The sequence below is a fragment of the Hominisplanchenecus faecis genome, assembly GCF_020687205.1.
Classification (GTDB): domain Bacteria; phylum Bacillota; class Clostridia; order Lachnospirales; family Lachnospiraceae; genus Hominisplanchenecus; species Hominisplanchenecus faecis.
Map to the genome: position 1 here is coordinate 21,077 of NZ_JAJEQE010000025.1, position 21,582 is coordinate 42,658.

The following is a 21,582-nucleotide window of genomic DNA, read 5'->3' on the forward strand; positions in this document are numbered from 1 at the left end:
CGCCTCAACTCTTCACGTATTTTGCAAACATGGGTTACATTTCCAGACTCATCCTTTTTTTACAGTAAAAAGCATCCTGTGCCAACTGCCATCACACATCCTGTATTCTGTAGAAATACATTCTTCCGTCTTCAATCTGGCTGAAAGTGTAGAAACATCCAGAAATGGACGTATCAGCGGACGGTATTTCGGTGCAACCATGGTATCACAAAGCTGATACAGTTTCTCCGATGCACATCCTCTGTTTCCTGTCCGCTTTTCCCATGCATCTGGAAGGCTCCTGATTGCTGCGGTTGCCTCATAATCATTCATGACAGGCATTTTGCTTTCTCAACTCTTCTCTTATGGTCTGCTTAATTTTTTCATCATCCAACGGCTTTGCAAGATGTGCGTTCATTCCTGCTTCCATACACCTTTCGGCATCTTCCCTGAATGCATTTGCAGTCATAGCAATGATAGGGATTGTTTTTGCATCTTGCCGTTCCAGGTCTCTTATTGTTCTTGCAGCAGTAAGACCATCCATCACCGGCATCATAATATCCATTAAAATAACATCGTATGTTCCCGGTTCGGAAGCTTCAAAATGCTGAACAGCTTCTAACCCATTGTTCACTGTTTCTACTTTAGCTCCATTTTCCGTCAGCATAAATTCTGCTATTTCCACATTCAGCTCATTATCTTCAACCAGCAATACCCGGATATCTGATATATCTGCATCAAAATCTTCTTTTTCTTCTGGCCGTACATTTGTATCAATTTTAAATGGAAGTATTACAGTAAAACAGCTTCCTTCACCAAGCTTGCTTTCAACTGTTATGGTTCCGCCCATCTTTTCTACAAGTTGTTTCACAATAGGCATTCCCAGACCTGTCCCATTATAATCAGAACGTGGGGAATTATCTGCCTGTACAAATGGAGTAAACAATTCATTTTTTATAAATTCTTCTGACATTCCAATTCCATTATCTTTTATTTTAAATTCACATGTCATGTGATCTTCTGATCTTTCAATCGTTCTCATACTCATGTAAATAAAACCATTCACCTTATTGTACTTCATACTGTTTGTAAACAGATTCATCAATATTTTTTTCAGATGAACTGCATTGCTCCAAACATATATACCACTGTAATCATCATGTTCTCCTATAACATGAAGTCCTTTTTCTTCTGCCTGAAAAGATAGTGATTCCGTGATTTCCTGACATACCTGATCCAGATTGATGGATTCATCACCAAAAACCACTGTATCTGATTCTAACTTTGCCATATCTAAAACATCATTTATCAATGATAGTAGCAGCTTCGATGACTCATATATTTTATTCATGCAATCCTTTGCCCGCTCAGCATCATTTCCGCTTTTCTCAAGAATCGTAAGCATGCCAATAATACCATTGATCGGTGTTCTGATGTCATGAGACATGTTATTTAAAAAGGAAGTCTTAGCCTTATTGGCACTCTGTGCTTCTACAAGTGCATTTTGTAATTCCTGCTGTTTTTCTTCAAGCTCCTGATTCAGCTTCAATGCCTGCTCAGCAGACTTCTTGGATTTTTCTTCCGCACGTTTTGATTTTTTCAAAGAATCAAGAATGATACACAGGACAACAAAAATAGAGATTCCAACTATGAGTGAGACAGCCAGTAAATTGTCCTGAATAAAATCCCTCGCTGTAACTTTTCGTGAAGAAGCATTATACGAAACTACTGCACCTGAAAATTGAGTTGTAGGCATAGATGTCAGTGTTTTATTCAGAATGGACAAAAGAACCGGTTCTCCCTGCTGAACAGCAAATGAAACATCAGCTTCTTTTGTCAGAAAAACACTATGAAGCTTATTATTTTTCAAATAGTCTGAAACAGTACCTGAATTGCTTACAATACAATCCGTCTCCCCTTTCTGCATTGCTTTTACTGCTGCATCTGATGTCTCATATTCCACAACCTTCCATTGCGGATAATTGTATGAAAGATATGCTTTCAATGCAAAATCATCTTTTTCAACGGCAACTATATTCTCTTTATTCTCATCAAAAGAATCCTTTGCCGTAATTGCTGCCATATTGAGAGTCAACAGCGTATCCGACAAAGCAAATCCATTTGTTTCTGCAAAGTATGGATTCTGGTTTGCGTGAAAAATCAGGTCTATTCTTCCATCCTGCAATGCCTGAAGCAGTTCACTTCTTGTATCATATCCATTTAATTCAAATTCCAGAGTCTGACCTTGCAGACAATTTTCTGCAAGATCCACATAATCTGTGATAACACCTGTCAGTTTGCCTGTTGATGGATCTACACTGCTGATACCTCCATCCTGATTCAGATACCCTATCCGGATTGCTCCATGCTGCCCGATCCACTCCCTTTCTTCTTTTGAAAGAAACGAGCTGCTCTGTGCAGAAAGATAACGCCTGTAGAGATCATCTGTGTAAAATGGGTTGTCATCCTTGATTCTGCGCATAGCACTATCCAGTGCTTCTTTGATATCCGGACGTTTTGGATTTATAGCGAAATAGATTTCTGTCTCTCCAATACTTGTAAGCGGTGAAATATCCGATTCTTCCCAACGGGATTCTTCTACCGAAACGAAGCAGTCAATTTCATGTTTCGACAGTTTGTCCATAATTTCTGTGGTTGTAGAAACATTGATATGCTTCGTATGCAGACCATATTTTGATTCCCATTCATTAAGCACATCCTCCACTATATTATCTTTAGACACACCAATATTTTTTCCCTCAAAAGAATCCAAATTTCCTGCTGTAAGATCCATATTGGATGCATCCGTATAGATGTAATATTTCTCTTCCCCCATAGGCATATCGGAAAAAAGCATATTTTCAGCACGTTCGTCTGTATAGGAAATGTCACCAAGAATATCAATCTCTCCATTTTCCAACTGTGTAAAGCAGTTTTTCCAATCACTTGTTATGTATTTATATGTCCATCCTGCATAACCTGCAATATCTTGAAGATACTCATAACCATAGCCGCTTCTTTCTCCCTTTTCATTGACTACATTATAAGTTTCCTCAAAAGATCCTACCCGGATAACATGATCAGAGTTTTCTTGGGCAGATGTGGAAACAGGAAAAACAACCAAGCATATCATTGTACAAAATATAAAGTAACAAAATTTGAAATTTCTTATATTCTGTACTAATTTGCACTTCTTCATCTTTCTCCCACTCTCCAGGCTACAGTCGCTTGCTTGCTTCCAGATTTTAATTTTACATTCATTAATGTTCAATACCCCCACAACATTTTTATAAATATCTTTGCGACAGCTTCTGCTATACTTTTACTATAATTATACTCTACAGCCAACTTGTGTCAATTTACTAACAGAGTAATTACATTCTTTTACTCTTTATTATATAATTCAATTGTATGTTCACAAATCGTTTTTTTCACTTTTTCAATATCCAAAGGTTTAGCTAAATGTGCGTTCATTCCTGCATCTAAACATCTTTGTACATCTTCTGCAAAAGCATTGGCGGTCATTGCAATAATCGGAATTATTCCTGCATCTGGTCGATTTAATGCCCGGATTGCTTTAGTCGCTGTCAATCCATCCATTACCGGCATCATAATATCCATAAGTATTGCATCAAATGTACCCACCGGATTATTATTAAATAATTCGACAGCCTGCTGTCCATCATTAACCATTGTAATTATTGCACCTTCATCTTCTAAAAGTATTTCTGCAACCTCGGCATTCAACTCATTATCCTCTACTAACATGAGATTTAAACCATGAATGCTATTCTCTTTATCCGCCTCTTCTTTCTTAGATTTTTCTGGTGCAGCTCCCATCTCAAAAGGCAATTCAACTACAAAAGTGGATCCCTTTCCCACTTCGCTGGTAACAGAAATCGTGCCTTCCATTTTATCAATCATTTTTTTCACAATAGCCATGCCAAGTCCGGTTCCATGATAATTGCTCCGGGCATCAGCTCTTTCTTGTGCAAACGGTTCAAAAATATGTTTCAGAAATTCTTTGCTCATGCCAATTCCTGTATCAGAAATTATCCATCGATAGGTAATTACATTATCCTTTTCTTCTATACATTCCTGTTTTGTCGAAATTTTCCCACCAAAATTTGTAAATTTAATGCTGTTTCCATATATATTCAAAAATATTTGTCGCAAATACAGCGGATTCGTTATAACGTACGGATGTACCCAAATACTATCTTCTGAAAAATCCACTGAAATTCCCTTATCCAGAGCACTTCCATCTATAATAGCTTTCATATCACAGAAAACATCAGGTAAACAGACTAATTCTAATGATAATTCTTCCCTGCCATCCTCCAATTTACTCATTTGTAGGACATCATTAATCAGAGATAACATATGGTTTGCCGCCTTTTCCATTTCTTTGTAATTTTCACGTACAAGTTCCTCATCATCACTGTGTGCCATATTGATCTTTAGCAGACCCATGATTCCATTGAGTGGTGTGCGAATGTCATGACTCATATTAAGAAGAAATGTAGATTTTGCCCGATTCGCAGTGTCTGCTGCAATTAATGCTTTATGCAACTCATCCTGCTGCTCAAGCTCTTTCTTCTTTTGTTTTTTCTCTGATTCAAGTTTGGCAATCTTATGCTCTGCCTGTCTATTTGCTTCTTGTAAATTTCCGACAAGAATAATATTAGAAATAACTCCCAACACAATCACGCACAGCTTGTCACGATTAATCGGCGTATAAAAGATCCAACTGTGATCTGTGGAAAAAAAGAATGCTGAATATAAAACAGCAATAACACCACTTATTATCCCTGCCAAATACCCGGATTGTACTATTGACGCTGAAAGCACAACAAATAACACAATATTCGGATTTGGAATATTAAATTTATATACAATAAGACAGGCAAAAATTTGTATTATCCCTGCCAATATACTTCCTTTTAGCTTTATAATTTTATTCATGAAATTATTTTTTCTCATCTATAATATCTCCCACTGATGCAACATACTTCTTATTTCGATATATCCCAAAATCATGGGACATATGTGACAGAAATGTTGTTTTGCCTTGTTTGCAGCCCGTGCATGCTCTGCCAGTTCCGCCATTTCCTCAGCCTTCTCCTGGGCTACCTTCTGAGCTTTTTTTCTTGCACTGAGACGCATTGCTATCACAGCCATAGTAGTCAGCAGCCATCCGAAAATAAGAAGAACCCAAACAGTAACAACATTGATTTCTCCATCAAATTCACGCCGTGTCACCCTTGCCAGCTGCATTGTAATGAAAGGTGCAGTAAGCCCCCATTTTTTCGTCTCAGCATAGTTATCTATTTCCAGGCGTGCATCGATACTCATATCTGTGGCTTCCTTATTTTTCTGATAAGCAATATACTCATCTCTGGTGGCAGGTGTAAGAAACTCATAGGAAATCCCGGCATAGTCTGCAATTTTCCGGAAGTAATCCGGGATAATCCCCTTCATCTCACCATTTTCATTATAAGAATATGGATAACGGGACAGATCACACAGAACATGAAGCGGGTTGTCCTTGGAATATTGTGCAATAATACTTTTGCAAATTAACTCGTCAAAGCATCCTTGACAAACATCTCCATTTCATCGTTTAAAGCTCTGAGTTCTTCCATCAGAATCCCCCGTTTTCATATTTTTCATCCTTTCCTGCTATCTTAACACACTCTGTATAGCAAACAAAGTGCGTAAGCTTTGAAATTTTATTTTCTCAACTTACACACTTTATTTTACACTCCCGCAAATTTGCTTGTAACCCGCATAAATACAGGTATCTTATGATTGTGTGGATTACTCAAACTCAGTCGTAGAAGACTCTTTTTTCTATCTGAAATCCTTTTCGTAGAGGATCACACGATCATCCGCATCGTATCTCTTCTTGGAGAGAACCATGCTCAGTTTCCGAAATCCGATCTTTTCAGACTGGCGGATGGCCTCATCCACAATCTCTTTGACGTCGATCACAGTAACCGGTCTACCCGCTTCCTGCAGCTCACTGATTCTATCATAGAGCGTCGGGATTGCTTCTTCGTCGATCGTGTAATCTTCCTCGTAAGCATAAGTACGTCCAAATTCGACAAGTTCATCATTGGTAAATACCGGAATAACAATCTCGCTTGTAAACTTCTCTGCGAAATCCGGATGCTTCTCAAACAGCTCTTTCAGATATTTCTTCTCATCTTCCAGAACCACAAGAAGTGCATCTGTACGGAACTCCATCGCTTTGGAAAGCTGTTCCACAACGGCATCATCCAGATCACCGGCTTCCTCAATGATCAGCGTACCACCCGCAATCTTGGCAACCGTAGACGGAATATCCTTTTTATTGAAATCCTCTGCATAAATCTTTGCAATCTTTACAGATTCCTCGCCTTTTTCTTCACTGATTGTCTTTGCAAAACGAATACCGAGCGTAGACTTTCCACTGCCCTCTGCACCAAGAATGATCAGATTGCCGACTCTGGACGTCTGATCTGTAGATTTCATCTTCTTCATTACCATATATAATGCCGAAGCAATCTGCTGACTCAGCCCTGCCACCGTTGCAAAATAAGAGAAATTATACTTCTGTTCTTCCGTCAGATCCGTCGGAACTGCATCCTCTTCCTTTACAGATGCTGCTTCTTTTTTTTCTTCCTTTTCTTTTTCGGCCTGCTTTTCCTTCTCTTGCTTTTCGAGCTCCGCCGCCTGTTTCTCAAGCTCCGCTTCAATCTCTTTTGCAATATCCCTTGTATTTCCAAGGGCCGCCTTTTTCGCACTTGCGTCTTCGACTGCGTCCTCTTTCACTTCTGTTTCCGGGTCAGCCTGAGATACTTCCGCAACTTCCTCAATCGGCTGCACTTCTATTTCCTGTTCAGCCTCAACTACTTCTTCAACCTGTGGTGTCTCTTCTGGCTCTGCTACTTCTTCAATTACTTTCTCAATCGGTGCTGCCTCTTCTGGTTCAGCCTCAGCCACTTCTTCAACCTGTGGTTCAACTTCTGGTGCAACCTCAACTATTTTCTCAGCCAGTTCAACCTCTGTTTCCGGCTCAACTTCAGCGACTTCCTCCACATGTGATTCTGCTGCTTTCACTGGCTGTGCTTCTGCTTCAACCTTTTTGCCCAGAACTGCTGCGATTGCCGCTTCTTTCTGTGCAAGACTCATGGACAGCAGAATATCATCAATATTGTTTCTTTTGATCTCTTCTGCCGGAACTTCTTCAGCTGCTTCTTCTGCCTCGGCAGTCACATCATTCATCGGTTCGATAATGTCACTCTCATCCGGTTTTCTCTGAATACCGGAGAGAATATCCCGCATACTCTTTGCAAGTTCTGCCTGAAGGTCTTCTGTATTAAATTCATATTTTTTATCCGCTTTTGCCGGTGCATCCTGACCGGCTGCATCTGCCTTTTCTTTTGATACGTTTTCCGCTTCGGAATCTGCGTCATCCACAATTTTCTCATCGACCTCTGCATCATCCGCTGCCTTCTCTGCGGCATTCTCATGATCGACAGTCTTTTCCGGGGTCGTTACCGGCAATTCCTTATGGAAATCCTGTTCTTCCTGATCGGTTTTTTCCTGATTTTCAGAAAATGCTGCAAAGATTCCGTAATCATCATTTTCTTCTTTTTCAGCTGTATGTTCTGCGACGCTCTGTGCGATCTCTTTTTCCGTTACAGAAATCACATCATCCGTGATCACTTCTTTGCTGGATTCTGGCATATTTTCCAGAATAGCTTTTTCCAGATCCGGTGCAACATTTTCTACCATTTCCGCTTTTGGCATGGTAGCTTCGTTGCGGTTGTCATAAATCGCCTGCTGTACCGGTGTCAGTGCTTTGATCCTCTGTTTCAGTTCGAGTGCACGGATAACATACTTGCCCTGTCTGAACCACACAACCAGATCATCGCAAGCATCAACACATTTCTCCTTCTGTCCGGCACGATAATAAAGTTTTGCAAGCTCATAGGCATATTTTTCCGTGTATTCTTTCTGATTATATTCTTCCAGAATCTCAATCTGATCCTCGATCGCCGCACCTCTGCCTCGATAGATCATATATTTCAAAAGATAACGTGAATTGTCGTGCGGTGCTGCTTCAACAAATTCACTGTAAAATTCCGCTGCATCATCAAACTCCCGCAGTTTTACGGAAATCTCCGTTAAATGGAACAAAATGTTTCTCACTGCCTGAGATTTGCGGTATGCACGAAGCAAAAGTGCCTTACTGTCCTGCAATCTTCCGATTTCTTCATAAATTTCGCTGATCATACAAAGCGTTCTGACATTTCTTACTCTCCGCCAGTCAATCGTATCAATAATATCTGCCGCATCTTCATAATATCCCTGATCAGCCAGCTTTGTTATTTCTTCTAACTTAAGGTTGTATTCGTATTTATCCACTGTTTCACCTCGTATATGTTCCTGCCTGTTATTATCCTATTTTATTCTACTATTACTCTTCATGTTTTTAAAGTATACTACACCAAAAATACATTGTCAAACCGAGGGTTTTCGCAATTTTTCCGTCTGACCGGTTCTTTTTCCCCGGAAATATCCAAAAAGGAAGCCGCTGTTTTTTTGCGGCTCCCCGATACTCTTATTTGGTCTTACCGATTTTAACTTTTGACCAGGCAGAATAGTATTTCTTTCTGTTTTTCTTTTTCCAGGTTCTGATCCGGATATAATATTTCTTTCTGGATTTTAACTTGGATACCGTAGTACTGTTCTTTTTCATACCACTGATATTTTTTGTCTTTTTTGATTTGAATTTTCTGCTTGTTGATACCTGAATCTGATATCCTGACACCTGCTTTTTCTGTTTTTTCCAGGAAATACTCAGTGCCTTCTTCTTTTTGATGACTTTGGTGATCTTCGTCGCTTTCGGAACAATTTTGAAAGAAAGTGTTTTGCTGCCACAGTATTTATTTTTCATTTTTACATTTACATGGTACTGACCAACCTTCTTTCTTCCTGCCTGATACGATACCGTATAATGATCGGAAGATACTCTGTTGCCATCACCATCAAGTACAATAACGCCTGGATTTTTTGTCTTTCCATCGTATACATATTTCGTCTTTGAAAGTTTTACCACTTTTGGTGTCCGCTTTTTCACAAACTTCGCAGTAATGCTTTCATCAGACAGTATCTGTATCCTGTAATCCTCTTCTTTTGAAAGCAGTATTCCTTCTCTGTACCATCCTTCGAAAACATATTCTTCCTCCGGAATTGCCTGAAGTTTCGCAAACTGCCCATACTGGTAAATACCTCCGCCAATCACAGTTCCGGCTTTTTCATCAGATACAAGTGCTTCCACCGTAAAATATGCATTTCTTGCATCGTCTCCGGACAAATCCGAATCCGAATTTATTGTGTTTCCATCTGCATCATAAAGTCTGTACTCCGCATCGGAACCTTCCGGAGTATCCTTCTCCAGCTCCGCTTTATCGTATGCTGGGAGAACGCCTTCCACCACTTCTCCTCTTTCCATCTCAATATTGAAATAATTGATGTTTCGCGTATACTCACCGGCCAGAGCACTGTATTCATTGATGCTGTAATTGACGCTGTCTTTTTCACGTGCAGTCATTTCCACATAAAAAGTTTCATCCACCGGAAGGACAACATATTTCTGCCCATTGTTATCCACCCCTGCAATATAACTTCCTGTTTCATCCGACTGCTCATTGATGATCGATGCAATCTTATTTTGTTCTGCATCAAAAACCTTAACATCAACCTCACAGTTGATTCGAATGATCCGGAATCCGCCATTGTTCAGGCGATTTGCAGTTGTTCCGACATAATTGCTGTCCATCGATGCCAGCCATGCATAACACAGTTCCGGATAATGAGCTGCCCCGAGTCCTTCTCCATTTAAAACAGCCGTTGTAAAATAATTCGGATGATTGCTGACAAGTGCAAGCATCAGATCACTCAGTTTCACACCCGCATAATCAATGACAAGCTCATTATAATCTGTGATTCCTGCATCCTGAAGTGCTTTCCTGAGCCATCCCGATACGATTTTCAATGCCTTTTCTTCCGTTCCCCATGGATTGATCCCGGTATTCCAGATATATGCACCCACAAATTTATACCATTCACTCTTTACCTGCGATACAATCGAATCCGTCAGACGTCCTGACTGTTCATCGGTACAACCAAAAACTACGGAACAAATCTCCCGAATCTCATTCTGATAACGATCAACATAATTTTCTCTGTTTACGATAAATTTTTTAGATAAGATTGTAACATAATCTGACAGAAATACGCCCTGAGAATAATTATGTTTCGTATCATTAACGATCAGCCCATCTTTTAAGAACCCAACCGCATTCCAGGTCAGATTGTCCACAGAGATTTTTTTCATTTGAAAATCATCTACAACATACTTCTCTGTTGTTGGCATCGCCTGGTAGATCGCCAGCATTTTCTTTTTCAGATCTGCATAATCTTCCGGTTCTGACTCCGCAGACGGCAAATATCGATCAATACCATATCTGCCAAATCCCATGGCTGCCGGTGCTACATAAGGCACAGGATCACTCTGATTAATAATATTAAATATATTATCATACTTTGAATCCCCATTTACCTCTTCGCTCAATGCACCTGCCGGCGTTTCAAAACAATAACCATAAACATCTTTTCTCTGATACGAGATATCGTTTCCCAAAGCGATTCCCTTATCAAGTTCACCGCTCACCAGATTCGCTGTTGCCGCTGCACGGCTGTATCCCGTGACCCATATTTTAACCTGTCCGGAAATTCCCTGCTTGGAAATATATTGTTTCAAATAAGAAAGAACATTATTTTTCGCAGTATTAAATCCCTGATGCTGTCCGGATGTACCAATCGTAAAATTGCTTGCCCATTCCTGCTCATAACCGCCGCCTCTGACAGCAACTGCAATCAGTGTATATTCCTCATCTTTTACTTTCACAGGTTTATTTCCGATGATAACGCCAATCGAATCCGTCGTCGGTTTCTTCGTAAACCAGTCATTTACTGCTATATTTTCATCTGCGAATCCCATTTCTTTCAACAACGCTCTGGCATTGCTGCTTTTATTGGTGTAATCCGTCTGACCGCCATCACTGCTTCCAAATGCCGACATTGCAAAACTGAGCGACATCGTTGCCAGACTCGGATTATAATTATAGGCACTCTTTGCAAAATAATTGTCCGAATAATAACATTTGGCTGTACTGTCTCCACTGTAGGTAAACGTTATCTCCTTTACCGAAGACAGAATATCATCTGCGACCTCTCCAAACGTAAATTCCAGATCATCCACCGAATACACCGGATAAAAATAATCCTCGGATGTTGCGATATCAGACGCAGTCATTTTGAAAAATTCTGCAATATTCTTTCCTTCTTGCGGCATATTTGCCATCGTCTTGAACAGACCGATAGAATACAGGTTAATTCCCTGATCTTTTAACAGATCTGCTTCTTCCAGTGTATGATTTGCATATGCATACAGGTGAACATTTGTATCATTTCTGTGCCATGCATTTCCCACAACATTTCCATCGTAATAACCATCATAATTATAATCGCCTTCGTTGGTCATTCCGGTAGAAAAAAGCACAACATTTTTAATCACATTTTCACTATCTGCATGATTTAACATAGAATTTGCCAGTTCCAGACCACTTGATATATCTCTGGTCGTGCTGGAAGCGGAAAGATTATTAATCTTATTGATCAGCGAGCTGTATTCTTTTGAAAAACCAGATACAGTAGTTGCATAATCTTTATAAGAAATGACCGCCACATAATTATCTCCGCCTGTTGCACTGATATCCCGGATAAATTTCCCGGCAGCACTCTTGACATCAGATAATGCCGTATCTGCCGTGTAAATCGTCTCATTATTATATGTAAATTCTGCTGTGTCCGAGGTATCCAGCACCAATACCGTATACCGCTTCACATTTGCTGCCGCATGGATTTCCAGGATGCCAAATGGCAGATTCACACCGGTGATCACTAAAATAACAGCCAGCCAAAGACTGATGATCCTTTTCATTTTTCTCATATTCCCAAACTCCTTTACTGCCTCTGCTGCAATACTCTGTGTCCATCCTGATCGGTTTCCATTTTGCAGTCCCCCGGCACACAAAATGCCGGCCGCACTCCATTTTTATCATATGCATTGGAAAAGCCGATCTTGTTATTCGCCCCAATAACATAAACGCAGGAAGTATAATATGTGTTCGGCGTTCGCAGCCACCAGCTGCTTTTTTGATTTTCTTTCAAAACAATACGCTGTTCTTCCTTCTCAAAAAATCTAAGAAACGTTCCTTCCGATGCTGCATTTATATTCTGATCTTCCATCACCTCACTGTATGCCAGCAAAAAAATCTTTCTCTTTATACTTTTTGTCCCTGTTCCTGAAACTCCCAATGATTTCTCATCCGTTATCTTAATCTCAGATTCCAAAACAGGCATCCCATCCGGAAGCTGTCTGATATATTCATGGTTTAAATAATCATCCATAAAACTGTTTTCATAATACGCTTCATAAGAATTTATCTGCATATTCATTTTCAGTACTTCTTTCCTCAACAGTAGTGTCTCGCCATTATAATCAGAAGTCAATACCAGAAATGGAACCAGTTCATGCCCTTCCCGGATATATACCAGATGATCACCCTTTTTATTTTTATCATATGCCAGATCCGATACTACACGGCACTCTTTCGTATGAAATCGAAACCATATACCTGTACACATCAAAAAGATTACGCTTATCAGAATCATTATTTTTTTCATGCTGCACCTTTTTATATTTTTTGGAATTGTTTTCGTAACAGAATTGTTTTTAAGAACAAAAAAGGAAACCGTTACTTCCACTACTTTCCGTAACGGTTTCCCTTATTTTCAATATTTAATTGTATTTTTATTTAGAATGTAATCGGAGGATTCTATTCAAAGTTTCCTGCTATTTATGTTAAATATTATAGTCGATATATAATATTTGCTTTTTATTTAACCCAAAGTTTCAAATATCTTTTTCCGAATATCTATTTTCTATACGTTCTTCTATATATTTCTTCTTCAAATGTGGTTCTATTCCTTTCGACTGTATGAAAGTAACCGACTGTTCTGTAAAAACCATATCTGAGAATGATATATAAAATACTTATATTTTTTAGATTATATTTCTTTACACATAATCTAAAAACCTTTGAATAATGTGGTAATCCTTCAATATAGTGGCTGTTTCGTTACTCTTTAACCATATCTTTCAGATTTTCCCATCTCCGATTATCTGTTATAAATTCGATCTCTTCTGAAATTATATCGTTAAAGGTTGTTTTTGCAGGAAACACCAGCCATACCACGTCTATACTGAACAGTTGTTATTTCTGACCCATCCATTGGACTTGACCTCTACTTTCTGTTCTTACGTGTTATTCAGTTCCTTTTACAACCTTGCCTCTGACTTTTTTTCTATTCTACCAGGATTTCTCGTCTCCTGACAGGTAGTTTTTTTATTTGTCTTTGGCTTTCTTTGTTGTTGTCATTATAGTAGCACGCTTCTTCTCATTTGTCAACACTATTTTTATATTTTTATTTAATTATTTTATTTTCTAAATATTCAGACATTTATTCTTTGATAATTGTGTTAATTTCATATAATTTTCAAATAATTTATGCGTGCGTTCAACTTAAATCAATGTTCTTCCTTCAGCTTTTGAATGATCTCCTCCAGTTCTTCGATGACCTGTTCCATGTCCTCACTTTCTTTCGCCAGTGCTACCAATATTTGTTTCACAGAGCTCTTCCCTTCACTTTTCTGAATCATCAGTTTTGCGATATATTCTTCCCTTGTCAGTGCCGGCATCAGTTTTCTGGCATACTGCCGTCCGAACTGCTCCATTCCACATTCTTTCAGATATCCATTCTGAACAAGCGAACGAATGATATTATGTACCAGCCCATTTGTCCAGGTTGCTTTCACCTGCATTTTTACAATATCTACACTGGTCAGTGCCTCCTTGCTGTCCCAGAAAATATCCATCATCTGTTCTTCACTTTTTGTCAGTTCCTTCATTTCTCTGCTCCTTCCGTTTTGCCTGTTTTTCATTATCAATCATATATCTCTACGAACCATCTTATTTTCTCATAATTAATAATTTTAAACGAATCAAATATCCCTGTCAAACTCACTATAAGCCTTCTGTGTATTTTCCATAAAACAGGCTGCCACCTCTTCGGTCGCAGCCCATTTATCTTGAATCTGCAAAATTTTATGATGCTTTTATTGCCTTGCTGAAAGCTCCATAGATTAATTCTCCATCTTTTTTATACCATGCACGAACCTTATAATATTTATCTTTCGATATTTTCAGTTCCACGCTGGTTTTCTTTTTCTGCTGACAGATGGTGGTATATTTTCCTTTCTGAGAATCTGCCTGGGCAACCTCATATCCCGCTGCACCTGCTACCGGATCCCAACTGAAAACAGCTTTCTTTTTTCCTTTTTTCTGAGCAATAAAATTCACCGGTTTTTCTGGCCGTACTGTTACTTTCAGTTTGACTTTCTTTTTGCTTCCATCCGTTGTCTTTACTGTGATAACAGCGGATCCCGCTTTCTTTGCTGTAACAAATCCCTCATCACTTACTGCTACAATTTCCGGTTTGTTGCTGCTGTATGTCAGCTCCTGTTTAGAGGCATAGAAAGGAACCATTTCTGCCTCAACCCGATAGGAACTGTTTGGCTTTAAAGTAACTGCATTTTTCTTCAACAGAAGTTTCTGTGCAACATAATTCTGCTGTGTTCTCTTAGTCCCTGTAATCTCAACAGCTACCTTATTCTTTTTCGCATACTTATACGCTACCGTATTTTTCTGACAGTAAATTTTTTTAACATCCGTCAAGGTAATGTATTTTCCGATTTTCCTGACACTCGTCGGAATATAAATTTCAAGTTTTTCACATCCCGCAAAGGCATCGGCCCCGATTTTTTGCACACCATTTGGAATGACAATTTTTCGCAGATTTTTGCAGTTATAGAAACATCCATACTTTATCTCTTTCAGACCATTCGGTAAACGAACACTCTGCAAGCTTGTACACTCTTCAAATGCTTGACCGTCTATTTTTTTCACACTGTCCGGAATATAGATACTTTTTACATTTGTGCACTCGCTGAAAGACGGCCCATTAATACTTTTTACTGAATCTGGAATATAAATTTTATCAAAAAGATATCCTATTTTTGCATCCATATAATAAGGATCCGTAAAATATCCACCAATCTCCGTAACCGGTTTCCCGAGAACGTTTTTTTCTATAGTGAGCGTCATATGTTTTTTCAAAGTACTGTTCAGATCAATACATTCTGCAAGAACACTGTCTGTCTCTGGCATATACCGATAGACTACATGATTTACAGCCACTGCATTTTCAAAATAAGCATAGTCCGATTCATAAATTTTTCCTTCAAACGGATTTGCCTCATTGTCCGCCGCATTTGCAGCCATTATCGGAAGTATACAAAACAAAGCAAACAACATTATGCCCTTTAACATGATATTTTTAAACTGTCTGAACATAAAAGTTCCCCCTTTAAAATTTTAAATTTGATATCCTTTCCACTGCATCATCTGCTGTTATAGTGCCTTTTGGAACAATATTTGCCACCATGACAATATGTCTCTTTGGAGCTATTACCAATGACTCTATTTCATATTTGCTATAGTCTTTCCTCTTATCAACCGTGATAATATCCTGTGGAGTATACAGTTTATTTCCTTTATATGTTTCTGATTCACCGGACAGATTTACTACCATAATTTTATTTACATTATTATGATCATTACATTGCGGTATAAATAAGCAATCTGTCTGTGCATCGTAATAAATATCCTGTCCCCTTGAAAAACCCGTTGTGTTTTTTACATAAAATGTCCAAAGAGTATCAAATCTTCCAGCTGTTCCGTTTTCATTTATTAATATCTTGCCCATCATAAAAGTCAAATATCCATTTCGAGGTTTCACTTTGATAATCAAATGGCTTTTTTTGTAAAAAGCAATAGCTCCTGTGGCTTCTGGAACGCTAATTTTAATTCCATTCGTCAGATTATCCGTCAATTTTCCATATTTGACACGAATCAAATAATTTTGCTGCTCTCTTCCACTTTTATCCGGATCTTTTACCCAGCAGCCAAAAAACATATATTTTTCTGCACAACACATACCATTTCCGTGTCCCAATGCCCCTTTTTCTACCTTAAATGTTTTAGTATACGGTTTTTGAAAATCTGGAAAATAATATATGGTACTGAGCATTTGATCTTTGCGTGTCTTTACTGCATATGCTTCCCTTTCTTTCATAGAATAACATCCCAGATTTGTACATTTATTTACATCTGGAACTGCCTGAATCCTTGTTGTATCTCCCTTTTTATTTGCCATAGTTCTTCTCCTTTTCTCTTCTGTTTGCTACACATTGTTTGTCATACGTCTTTCCATGCCGGATCTTCCCATCTGTTTTTTGTTTTATTCCACCTCCTTTTCTGCTTCTTTCCATTCCATACCCGATACTTCCATACAATAACATCTGTGCTTTTCTCTTGAATGTTCTTTGCATAATATTGATCCAGCTCTCTATCGGTTATTGCTGCACTATAACTCCCTGTCTGTATACTGAGAGCCAGCACTGCAATCAACAATATACTTTCCACCTTATTTCTCTTCATTTTCTTTCACCTCAAATCCACTCATTTTCATTTCTTCTGCATCTTCCTTCGATATCTCATCTTTATCGTTTTTATATATCATATAATATTTATCTCCCTCTTTTTGAACATAGGTATTATCCGGAGTAAGTTCTTCCATACCTTCTTCTGTTATAATCTCATCTTCCGGCGGATCATAAGCTGGCTGTATAACCACCGTATATGAAAGAACAATCATAAGGAAAAAATATACCATATATTTTCTCTTTTGATTTCGTCCTGTTTTTTTATCCTGATTTTTGCAGATAATTTCAAATCGTTCTTTTAACTCTTCTCCATTTTTATCTGCCAGATGGACTCCGTACAAAACACCGCTGCCTCTTTTTTTCTGTGCATTTTTCAAGGTCTTAACGATAGTTCCAAGATAACTTAACTGCTCTTTCTGACTGAGTTTTTCGGTCACAGTAAGATCACACCGGATTTCCAGATTTTTTTCCAATGTATCCTGCATTTTGTAAACCAGTGGATTCCACCAGCAAAGACAACGACAGAGCTGCGTCAGCCATTTTATGTACAGATCTCCATTTGTGAAATGTGTACATTCATGGAGCAAAGCATAATATAATTCTTCTTCCGAATAATCGTAGTCCGGAAGATAAATATTCCACCGGAATACACCTTCCGCACAAGGAATAGTAATCCCCGGATTCTGATATACTGCTATTTTCTTTTTAATCTTTTTTTCCTGTTTGATTCTGCTAAGAACTGATTGGCACTGCTCATTTGCTTCTGTGGAATACTTTTGAAAAATGCGACGCATCTCCTGGTATTTCACAAAATAACGCAACATGAAAACCCCTGCAATAATCAGCCAGATCGCTGCCAGAGCATTTGCTATTGTAAACTGTCTTCCCCATAAATTGTGTTTTTCAAGACCTATTACATTATTTATAATCGGAAATATTCCTTTTGATACTTGAATCCCTATAGATGGTCGAAAGTCAATGGGAAATATCATCCTGACAAGCCCAAGTAAATAAAACATCAGTGTCAGATGAATCCCCTTTCGCGTCGTGTAAATTTTCTTTTTTCCCATCCAGAAAACAATTGCAATAAAAATACTGTTCCATAAAATCGCCATGCAAAGTGAACCAAGATTAAACGTCATATCTTTTCCTGTTTTTCTGTTATTTTATTTACAATTTAAAGTTTTTATATATTTATTATTAATATTTTTCATTTATATTAATAATAGTATAAATACTTCCGATATTTCTGTCAAGTACAAAAGGCTGCAACCTTTTACGATTGCAGCCTTTCAATAAAATGATGTGGGTGTCAAAAGTCTCCAACTATGATGCCTACGGATTGTTCCGTGCGTTGCACTCCCACAATCCTTTTTACGCTCCGCTTCGGTCGGTGCTAAACATGTGCCAGTGGCACATAGCACCCCAGTATTCGCATATCGTGGGATTATCATCCCACTTTTATGCTCATATCGGGGTGGGTCCCAAGGTCTTTCATCCACCTATGAGCAAGCTCATGTGGATTTAGACCTTTTGACCCTGGCATCATAAAATATCTATTTTTTCAGAATCTTAATTTCAGAACCACATATGTCCCAGGTGGTATACAGCCTCTGAATAATCACTGTAATACTTCTTTCCTTTTGCTGTTCTATACCAGGCACGGATTTTGTAATATTTCTTTGTTGATGCCTTGAATGTGATCTTTGTTTTGCCGGTCACTTTTTTGATGACTTTGTAGGTTCCGTTTTTCGTATCGGAACAGCTGAGCTCATACCCTTCTTCGCCTTCGGATTTATTCCAGGTAAATACCGTTGTATTTTTATTCTCAACGCTGTCTGCCGAAAGATACGGAGCCCGAGGCTGGACAACGACTTTCAGTTTCACTTTCTTTTTACTTCCGCTTTTTAACTGAACGGTGATCGTTGCTTTTCCGTTTTTCTTTGCCGTCAGCATACCCTTTGCATTTACAGATACCACTTTGGAATTGCTGCTGCTGAATTTTACATTACGTTTGGCAGCATAGACCGGCGTTACCTGATAAAGCACTCTCTTCTTTGCACCGATCGGCATACTGATCTGTTTTGTGCTCAGTGACAGGTCTGTCGCTTTATACGAAGTTTTGACCGGATCTATGATCGTATATGGAAGATGATTTTTCTTCGCATACTTATGTGCGGCAGAATTATTGGCACAATAGATCATTTTTACCTGTCCGTACTCATCCGTTTTCTTAAATGCATTTTTACCGATCTTCTTTACACTTGCCGGGATATAAATTTCAAGTTTCGGACATCCGGAAAACGCTTCTGCACCAATCTCGGTAACTCCTTCCGGAATGTATACGGTTCTCAGATCCGAGCTGTCCTCCAAGAAATATTTTCCAATTCTTTTTGTTGAAGACGGAAGCTCCATCTTTCGGAGTTTCCAAATATTATGAATCCCACTCACATTTGTAGTTCCTTCCGGAATAATAATCTGCTCAAAATCACTTTCGAATATTACTCCCGGTGTGACAATCAGGAACTTTGGTAATGTAATAGAACCAAAACTTGCACCGCTGATCTCAATATCTTTTACAGAATCCGGGAGTACTAAATTGAGCCGTGTAAGATAGCTCGGTCCGTCCTCTTCCCCGTCAATGTAAATTCCTGTGACCGGTTTGCCTCTTACTTCCGAACGAGGCTTAAAAGTAATGCCTTCCGGAAATTCTTCATCGTTATCATCAAATGCTACGATCCGGTAACTGTCTTTCTCCGGAAGATACTGATATACCACACGGTCTACCACGATCGCTCTTTCATAGCGATTGGCTACATAGTCCTCTCCATCATCGTGATGGATGTAGACATCCTTTTCCGTTGGCTGTGCAATATCCTCTGCCCGGACATTCTGATGGAGACAGAATACGAGAGCCAGCATTGCAACCGACGTGAACAATTTCAAAAATTTCTTCTTCATAAAACCACCCTTTCCCTGTTCAGAATCGCATATCAGGCATCACTTACGTTCATGCAGCCTGAGGTATTTGTAATTTCTTTATACTCCACAATTTATCAAAAAACAATACCTTTGATTTCACTTTTACATTATATTTACATTTTGAAAATATAATGTAAAAACAATGGATTAGAGATAAGTAGAAAACATTGCGTCTGAAAAACAATTCCCGCTTAAACAACCTCTGGCAGGTCAGGAGCTTTTGACAGCATCTTAACAAAACACTCGGTATTTCAATTCTTTACGCCTGCCATGAAACCACCGACAACTTCTTATTTATTTCTCAAACCCTTCTGTGCAATGCCTCTCCAGGCATTCTTCTATCTTCTCCTGTTTCAGCCCTGCCCCGATCATAATCAGCACTTCCTGTCCTTCTTTTACCGGCTGGATGCTGATATTTTTGCGTGTTGCATTAAATTCTTCCCAGAAATCTGCTTTTTCCATTTCATCTGTCGTTTTATTTTCCATCATTACTTCTTCTTTGTAGCTGGTATTTAAGAATCCTTTGATTCTGAAAATATGCCCGCAGTCCGGATTTTGAAAAAGCTCTTCCGCCGCTTTTTTCATATTTTCCACGCTGATTTTTTTATTCAAAAAGTACAAGGATTCAAAAACGGAATCCTGCTCAAAATCCAGCTTCTGATAATTTTCCGGTATATAGCCGGCTGACATCAGATCCTGGAAATCTGCTTTTGTCAGCGTATCCCAATTTTTACACAGACAATCTTTTTCCTCTATCACACGCTCACATTTGATTTGTTTTAATGCAATGTTGATATGTGCAAGCACTTTGGAAATCGATTCTTCTGCCTTTGCAATAGATCCTTTTTCTTCCATTTGTGCCTCTTTTTCTGTTTTCAGATTTTTACCTATTTTGCTGAAAACAATCTTGCCTGCACTGGCTGCTTCGCTCGCAAGAATATAATTTTCTTCTTCCGACATCTCTTCTTCCAGATTTGCATCCACGATCGTAATGACACTGCCCGGTTCATACCAGCGATCCAAAGGCTCTTCATGCAGAATATCAAAAAATTCATCCACATCAAAAATACCGGACGGCTCAACCAGAATCCGGTCATATCCACACATTCCCATGGAGATCAGTTTTGTTTTGAATCTTCTGCGATGTGTTTCCGGATCACATCCACCGGAGATCATTTCCAGCTCGCACTGATCGCCCATCAGATCCTGAAGCATCATCATATCTACATTGACTGCACCAAAATCATTCTCCAGAATACCAATATTTTTTCCACTGTCTATCAGATATTTTGCATATTTTCTTATAAATGCTGTCTTTCCTGCACCAAGAAATCCGGTGATCAAATCTATTTTTATCATTTTATCGTTCATCCTCCTTATCCTTATCATTTATTCAAACATGTCGGGATCTATAAACTAATATCAGCGATGGCAAATTAAAGCATGCCTCTACTACCATTTGATACAAACTTATTGCCCGTCACCGCATATCTGATGTAGTTATAAGCGAAAATCCACACTTTGTCCAGTCTTCCTTTTCAACAGAACTTTTCATATAGCACAAAAAAAGTTCTGAAATCAATTTGATTTCAGAACTTTAATTCAAGGCGACAACCAGATTTGAACTGGTGATCAGGGTGTTGCAGACCCACGCCTTACCACTTGGCTATGTCGCCATAATGACTCCTACGAGAATCGAACTCGTGTTACCGCCGTGAAAGGGCGATGTCTTAACCGCTTGACCAAGGAGCCAGATTTAAGATATAAATATGCACGTAGTATGAACATACCGCGTGCTAACTCCCCGAGTTGGGCTCGAACCAACAACCCTTCGGTTAACAGCCGAATGCTCTACCATTGAGCTATCGAGGATCACA

General features: G+C 38.8%; 15 protein-coding genes, 3 tRNA genes and 1 pseudogene. 1 reads left to right on the top strand and 18 read right to left on the bottom strand.

The annotated features are described in order from the left end of the window. Positions 1-48: 48 nt before the first annotated feature. The 13 genes and pseudogenes from LKD42_RS08515 to LKD42_RS08570 all read right to left on the bottom strand — a co-directional run bounded on the left by LKD42_RS08515 (position 49) and on the right by LKD42_RS08570 (position 17,865). Positions 49-312, bottom strand: a complete 264-nt coding sequence (locus LKD42_RS08515; protein ID WP_248835429.1) for a hypothetical protein — start codon at positions 310-312, stop codon at positions 49-51. Further along, complete coding sequence (locus tag LKD42_RS08520) at positions 305-2,251, bottom strand: response regulator (protein ID WP_334301362.1); 1,947 nt, start codon at positions 2,249-2,251, stop codon at positions 305-307. The genes LKD42_RS08515 and LKD42_RS08520 overlap by 8 nt, the downstream gene beginning before the upstream one ends. Before the next feature lie 240 nt (positions 2,252-2,491). Beyond that, positions 2,492-3,178, bottom strand: a pseudogene (locus tag LKD42_RS15395) (substrate-binding periplasmic protein); the annotation flags it as partial. Positions 3,179-3,363: 185 nt separating this feature from the next. Next, positions 3,364-4,962, bottom strand: coding sequence for an ATP-binding protein (locus LKD42_RS08525; protein WP_248835431.1), 1,599 nt, complete (start codon positions 4,960-4,962; stop codon positions 3,364-3,366). Then, positions 4,963-5,334 (bottom strand): hypothetical protein, encoded by a 372-nt coding sequence (locus tag LKD42_RS08530; RefSeq protein ID WP_248835432.1) that lies wholly within the window; start codon positions 5,332-5,334, stop codon positions 4,963-4,965. Between the two features lie 498 nt (positions 5,335-5,832). Next, positions 5,833-8,394 (bottom strand): hypothetical protein, encoded by a 2,562-nt coding sequence (locus tag LKD42_RS08535; RefSeq protein WP_248835433.1) that lies wholly within the window; start codon positions 8,392-8,394, stop codon positions 5,833-5,835. Positions 8,395-8,590: 196 nt separating this feature from the next. Next, entirely contained in the window at positions 8,591-12,046 is a 3,456-nt protein-coding gene (locus tag LKD42_RS08540; RefSeq protein ID WP_248835434.1) for a VWA domain-containing protein, read from the bottom strand. A gap of 14 nt (positions 12,047-12,060) precedes the next feature. Further along, entirely contained in the window at positions 12,061-12,783 is a 723-nt protein-coding gene (locus LKD42_RS08545) for a DUF6273 domain-containing protein (RefSeq protein WP_022118527.1), read from the bottom strand. Positions 12,784-13,687: 904 nt separating this feature from the next. Continuing rightward, the gene (locus LKD42_RS08550) at positions 13,688-14,068 is read right to left on the bottom strand and encodes a BlaI/MecI/CopY family transcriptional regulator (protein WP_248835435.1); all 381 of its coding nucleotides are present in this window, start codon (positions 14,066-14,068) and stop codon (positions 13,688-13,690) included. Positions 14,069-14,264: 196 nt separating this feature from the next. Then, positions 14,265-15,572: a leucine-rich repeat protein gene (locus LKD42_RS08555; RefSeq protein ID WP_248835436.1), complete on the bottom strand. Its 1,308-nt coding sequence runs from the start codon at positions 15,570-15,572 to the stop codon at positions 14,265-14,267. A 13-nt stretch (positions 15,573-15,585) separates the two neighbouring features. Continuing rightward, positions 15,586-16,434, bottom strand: coding sequence for a hypothetical protein (locus tag LKD42_RS08560; RefSeq protein ID WP_248835437.1), 849 nt, complete (start codon positions 16,432-16,434; stop codon positions 15,586-15,588). 41 nt (positions 16,435-16,475) lie between these two features. Next, on the bottom strand, positions 16,476-16,718 hold the full coding sequence (locus tag LKD42_RS08565) for a hypothetical protein (RefSeq protein ID WP_248835438.1): 243 nt from the start codon (positions 16,716-16,718) through the stop codon (positions 16,476-16,478). Next, positions 16,705-17,865 carry a M56 family metallopeptidase gene (locus LKD42_RS08570; protein WP_248835439.1) on the bottom strand — a complete coding sequence of 387 codons (1,161 nt, stop codon included), beginning with the start codon at positions 17,863-17,865 and terminating at the stop codon, positions 16,705-16,707. Before LKD42_RS08570 ends, LKD42_RS08565 begins: the two co-directional genes overlap by 14 nt. 158 nt (positions 17,866-18,023) lie before the next feature. Between LKD42_RS08570 and LKD42_RS15400 the strand changes: the two genes are divergently transcribed. Then, positions 18,024-18,251, top strand: coding sequence for a hypothetical protein (locus tag LKD42_RS15400; RefSeq protein ID WP_248835440.1), 228 nt, complete (start codon positions 18,024-18,026; stop codon positions 18,249-18,251). 50 nt (positions 18,252-18,301) lie between these two features. Here the strand turns inward: LKD42_RS15400 and LKD42_RS08580 are convergent, their stop codons facing one another. The 5 genes from LKD42_RS08580 to LKD42_RS08600 form a co-directional block, all read right to left on the bottom strand. Further along, positions 18,302-19,684, bottom strand: coding sequence for a leucine-rich repeat domain-containing protein (locus LKD42_RS08580; protein ID WP_248835441.1), 1,383 nt, complete (start codon positions 19,682-19,684; stop codon positions 18,302-18,304). A 315-nt stretch (positions 19,685-19,999) separates the two neighbouring features. Then, on the bottom strand, positions 20,000-21,064 hold the full coding sequence (locus LKD42_RS08585; RefSeq protein ID WP_248835442.1) for a GTP-binding protein: 1,065 nt from the start codon (positions 21,062-21,064) through the stop codon (positions 20,000-20,002). Positions 21,065-21,310: 246 nt separating this feature from the next. Next, positions 21,311-21,381 (bottom strand) — tRNA-Cys (locus LKD42_RS08590). Positions 21,382-21,385: 4 nt separating this feature from the next. Next, a tRNA-Glu gene (locus LKD42_RS08595) sits at positions 21,386-21,457 on the bottom strand. 48 nt (positions 21,458-21,505) lie between these two features. After that, positions 21,506-21,577: transfer RNA gene (locus tag LKD42_RS08600), tRNA-Asn, on the bottom strand. Positions 21,578-21,582: the final 5 nt, after the last annotated feature.

What these genes read in the sequence shown, in the direction of transcription:
- LKD42_RS08515 (WP_248835429.1), bottom strand. Translation starts at nt 312, where the DNA reads ATGAATGATTATGAGGCAACCGCAGCAATCAGGAGCCTTCCAGATGCA.
- LKD42_RS08525 (WP_248835431.1), bottom strand. Translation starts at nt 4,962, where the DNA reads ATGAGAAAAAATAATTTCATGAATAAAATTATAAAGCTAAAAGGAAGT.
- LKD42_RS08530 (WP_248835432.1), bottom strand. Translation starts at nt 5,334, where the DNA reads ATGAGTATCGATGCACGCCTGGAAATAGATAACTATGCTGAGACGAAA.
- LKD42_RS08540 (WP_248835434.1), bottom strand. Translation starts at nt 12,046, where the DNA reads ATGAGAAAAATGAAAAGGATCATCAGTCTTTGGCTGGCTGTTATTTTA.
- LKD42_RS08545 (WP_022118527.1), bottom strand. Translation starts at nt 12,783, where the DNA reads ATGAAAAAAATAATGATTCTGATAAGCGTAATCTTTTTGATGTGTACA.
- LKD42_RS08550 (WP_248835435.1), bottom strand. Translation starts at nt 14,068, where the DNA reads ATGAAGGAACTGACAAAAAGTGAAGAACAGATGATGGATATTTTCTGG.
- LKD42_RS08555 (WP_248835436.1), bottom strand. Translation starts at nt 15,572, where the DNA reads ATGTTCAGACAGTTTAAAAATATCATGTTAAAGGGCATAATGTTGTTT.
- LKD42_RS08560 (WP_248835437.1), bottom strand. Translation starts at nt 16,434, where the DNA reads ATGGCAAATAAAAAGGGAGATACAACAAGGATTCAGGCAGTTCCAGAT.
- LKD42_RS08565 (WP_248835438.1), bottom strand. Translation starts at nt 16,718, where the DNA reads ATGAAGAGAAATAAGGTGGAAAGTATATTGTTGATTGCAGTGCTGGCT.
- LKD42_RS08570 (WP_248835439.1), bottom strand. Translation starts at nt 17,865, where the DNA reads ATGACGTTTAATCTTGGTTCACTTTGCATGGCGATTTTATGGAACAGT.
- LKD42_RS15400 (WP_248835440.1), top strand. Translation starts at nt 18,024, where the DNA reads ATGATGTGGGTGTCAAAAGTCTCCAACTATGATGCCTACGGATTGTTC.
- LKD42_RS08580 (WP_248835441.1), bottom strand. Translation starts at nt 19,684, where the DNA reads ATGAAGAAGAAATTTTTGAAATTGTTCACGTCGGTTGCAATGCTGGCT.
- LKD42_RS08585 (WP_248835442.1), bottom strand. Translation starts at nt 21,064, where the DNA reads ATGATAAAAATAGATTTGATCACCGGATTTCTTGGTGCAGGAAAGACA.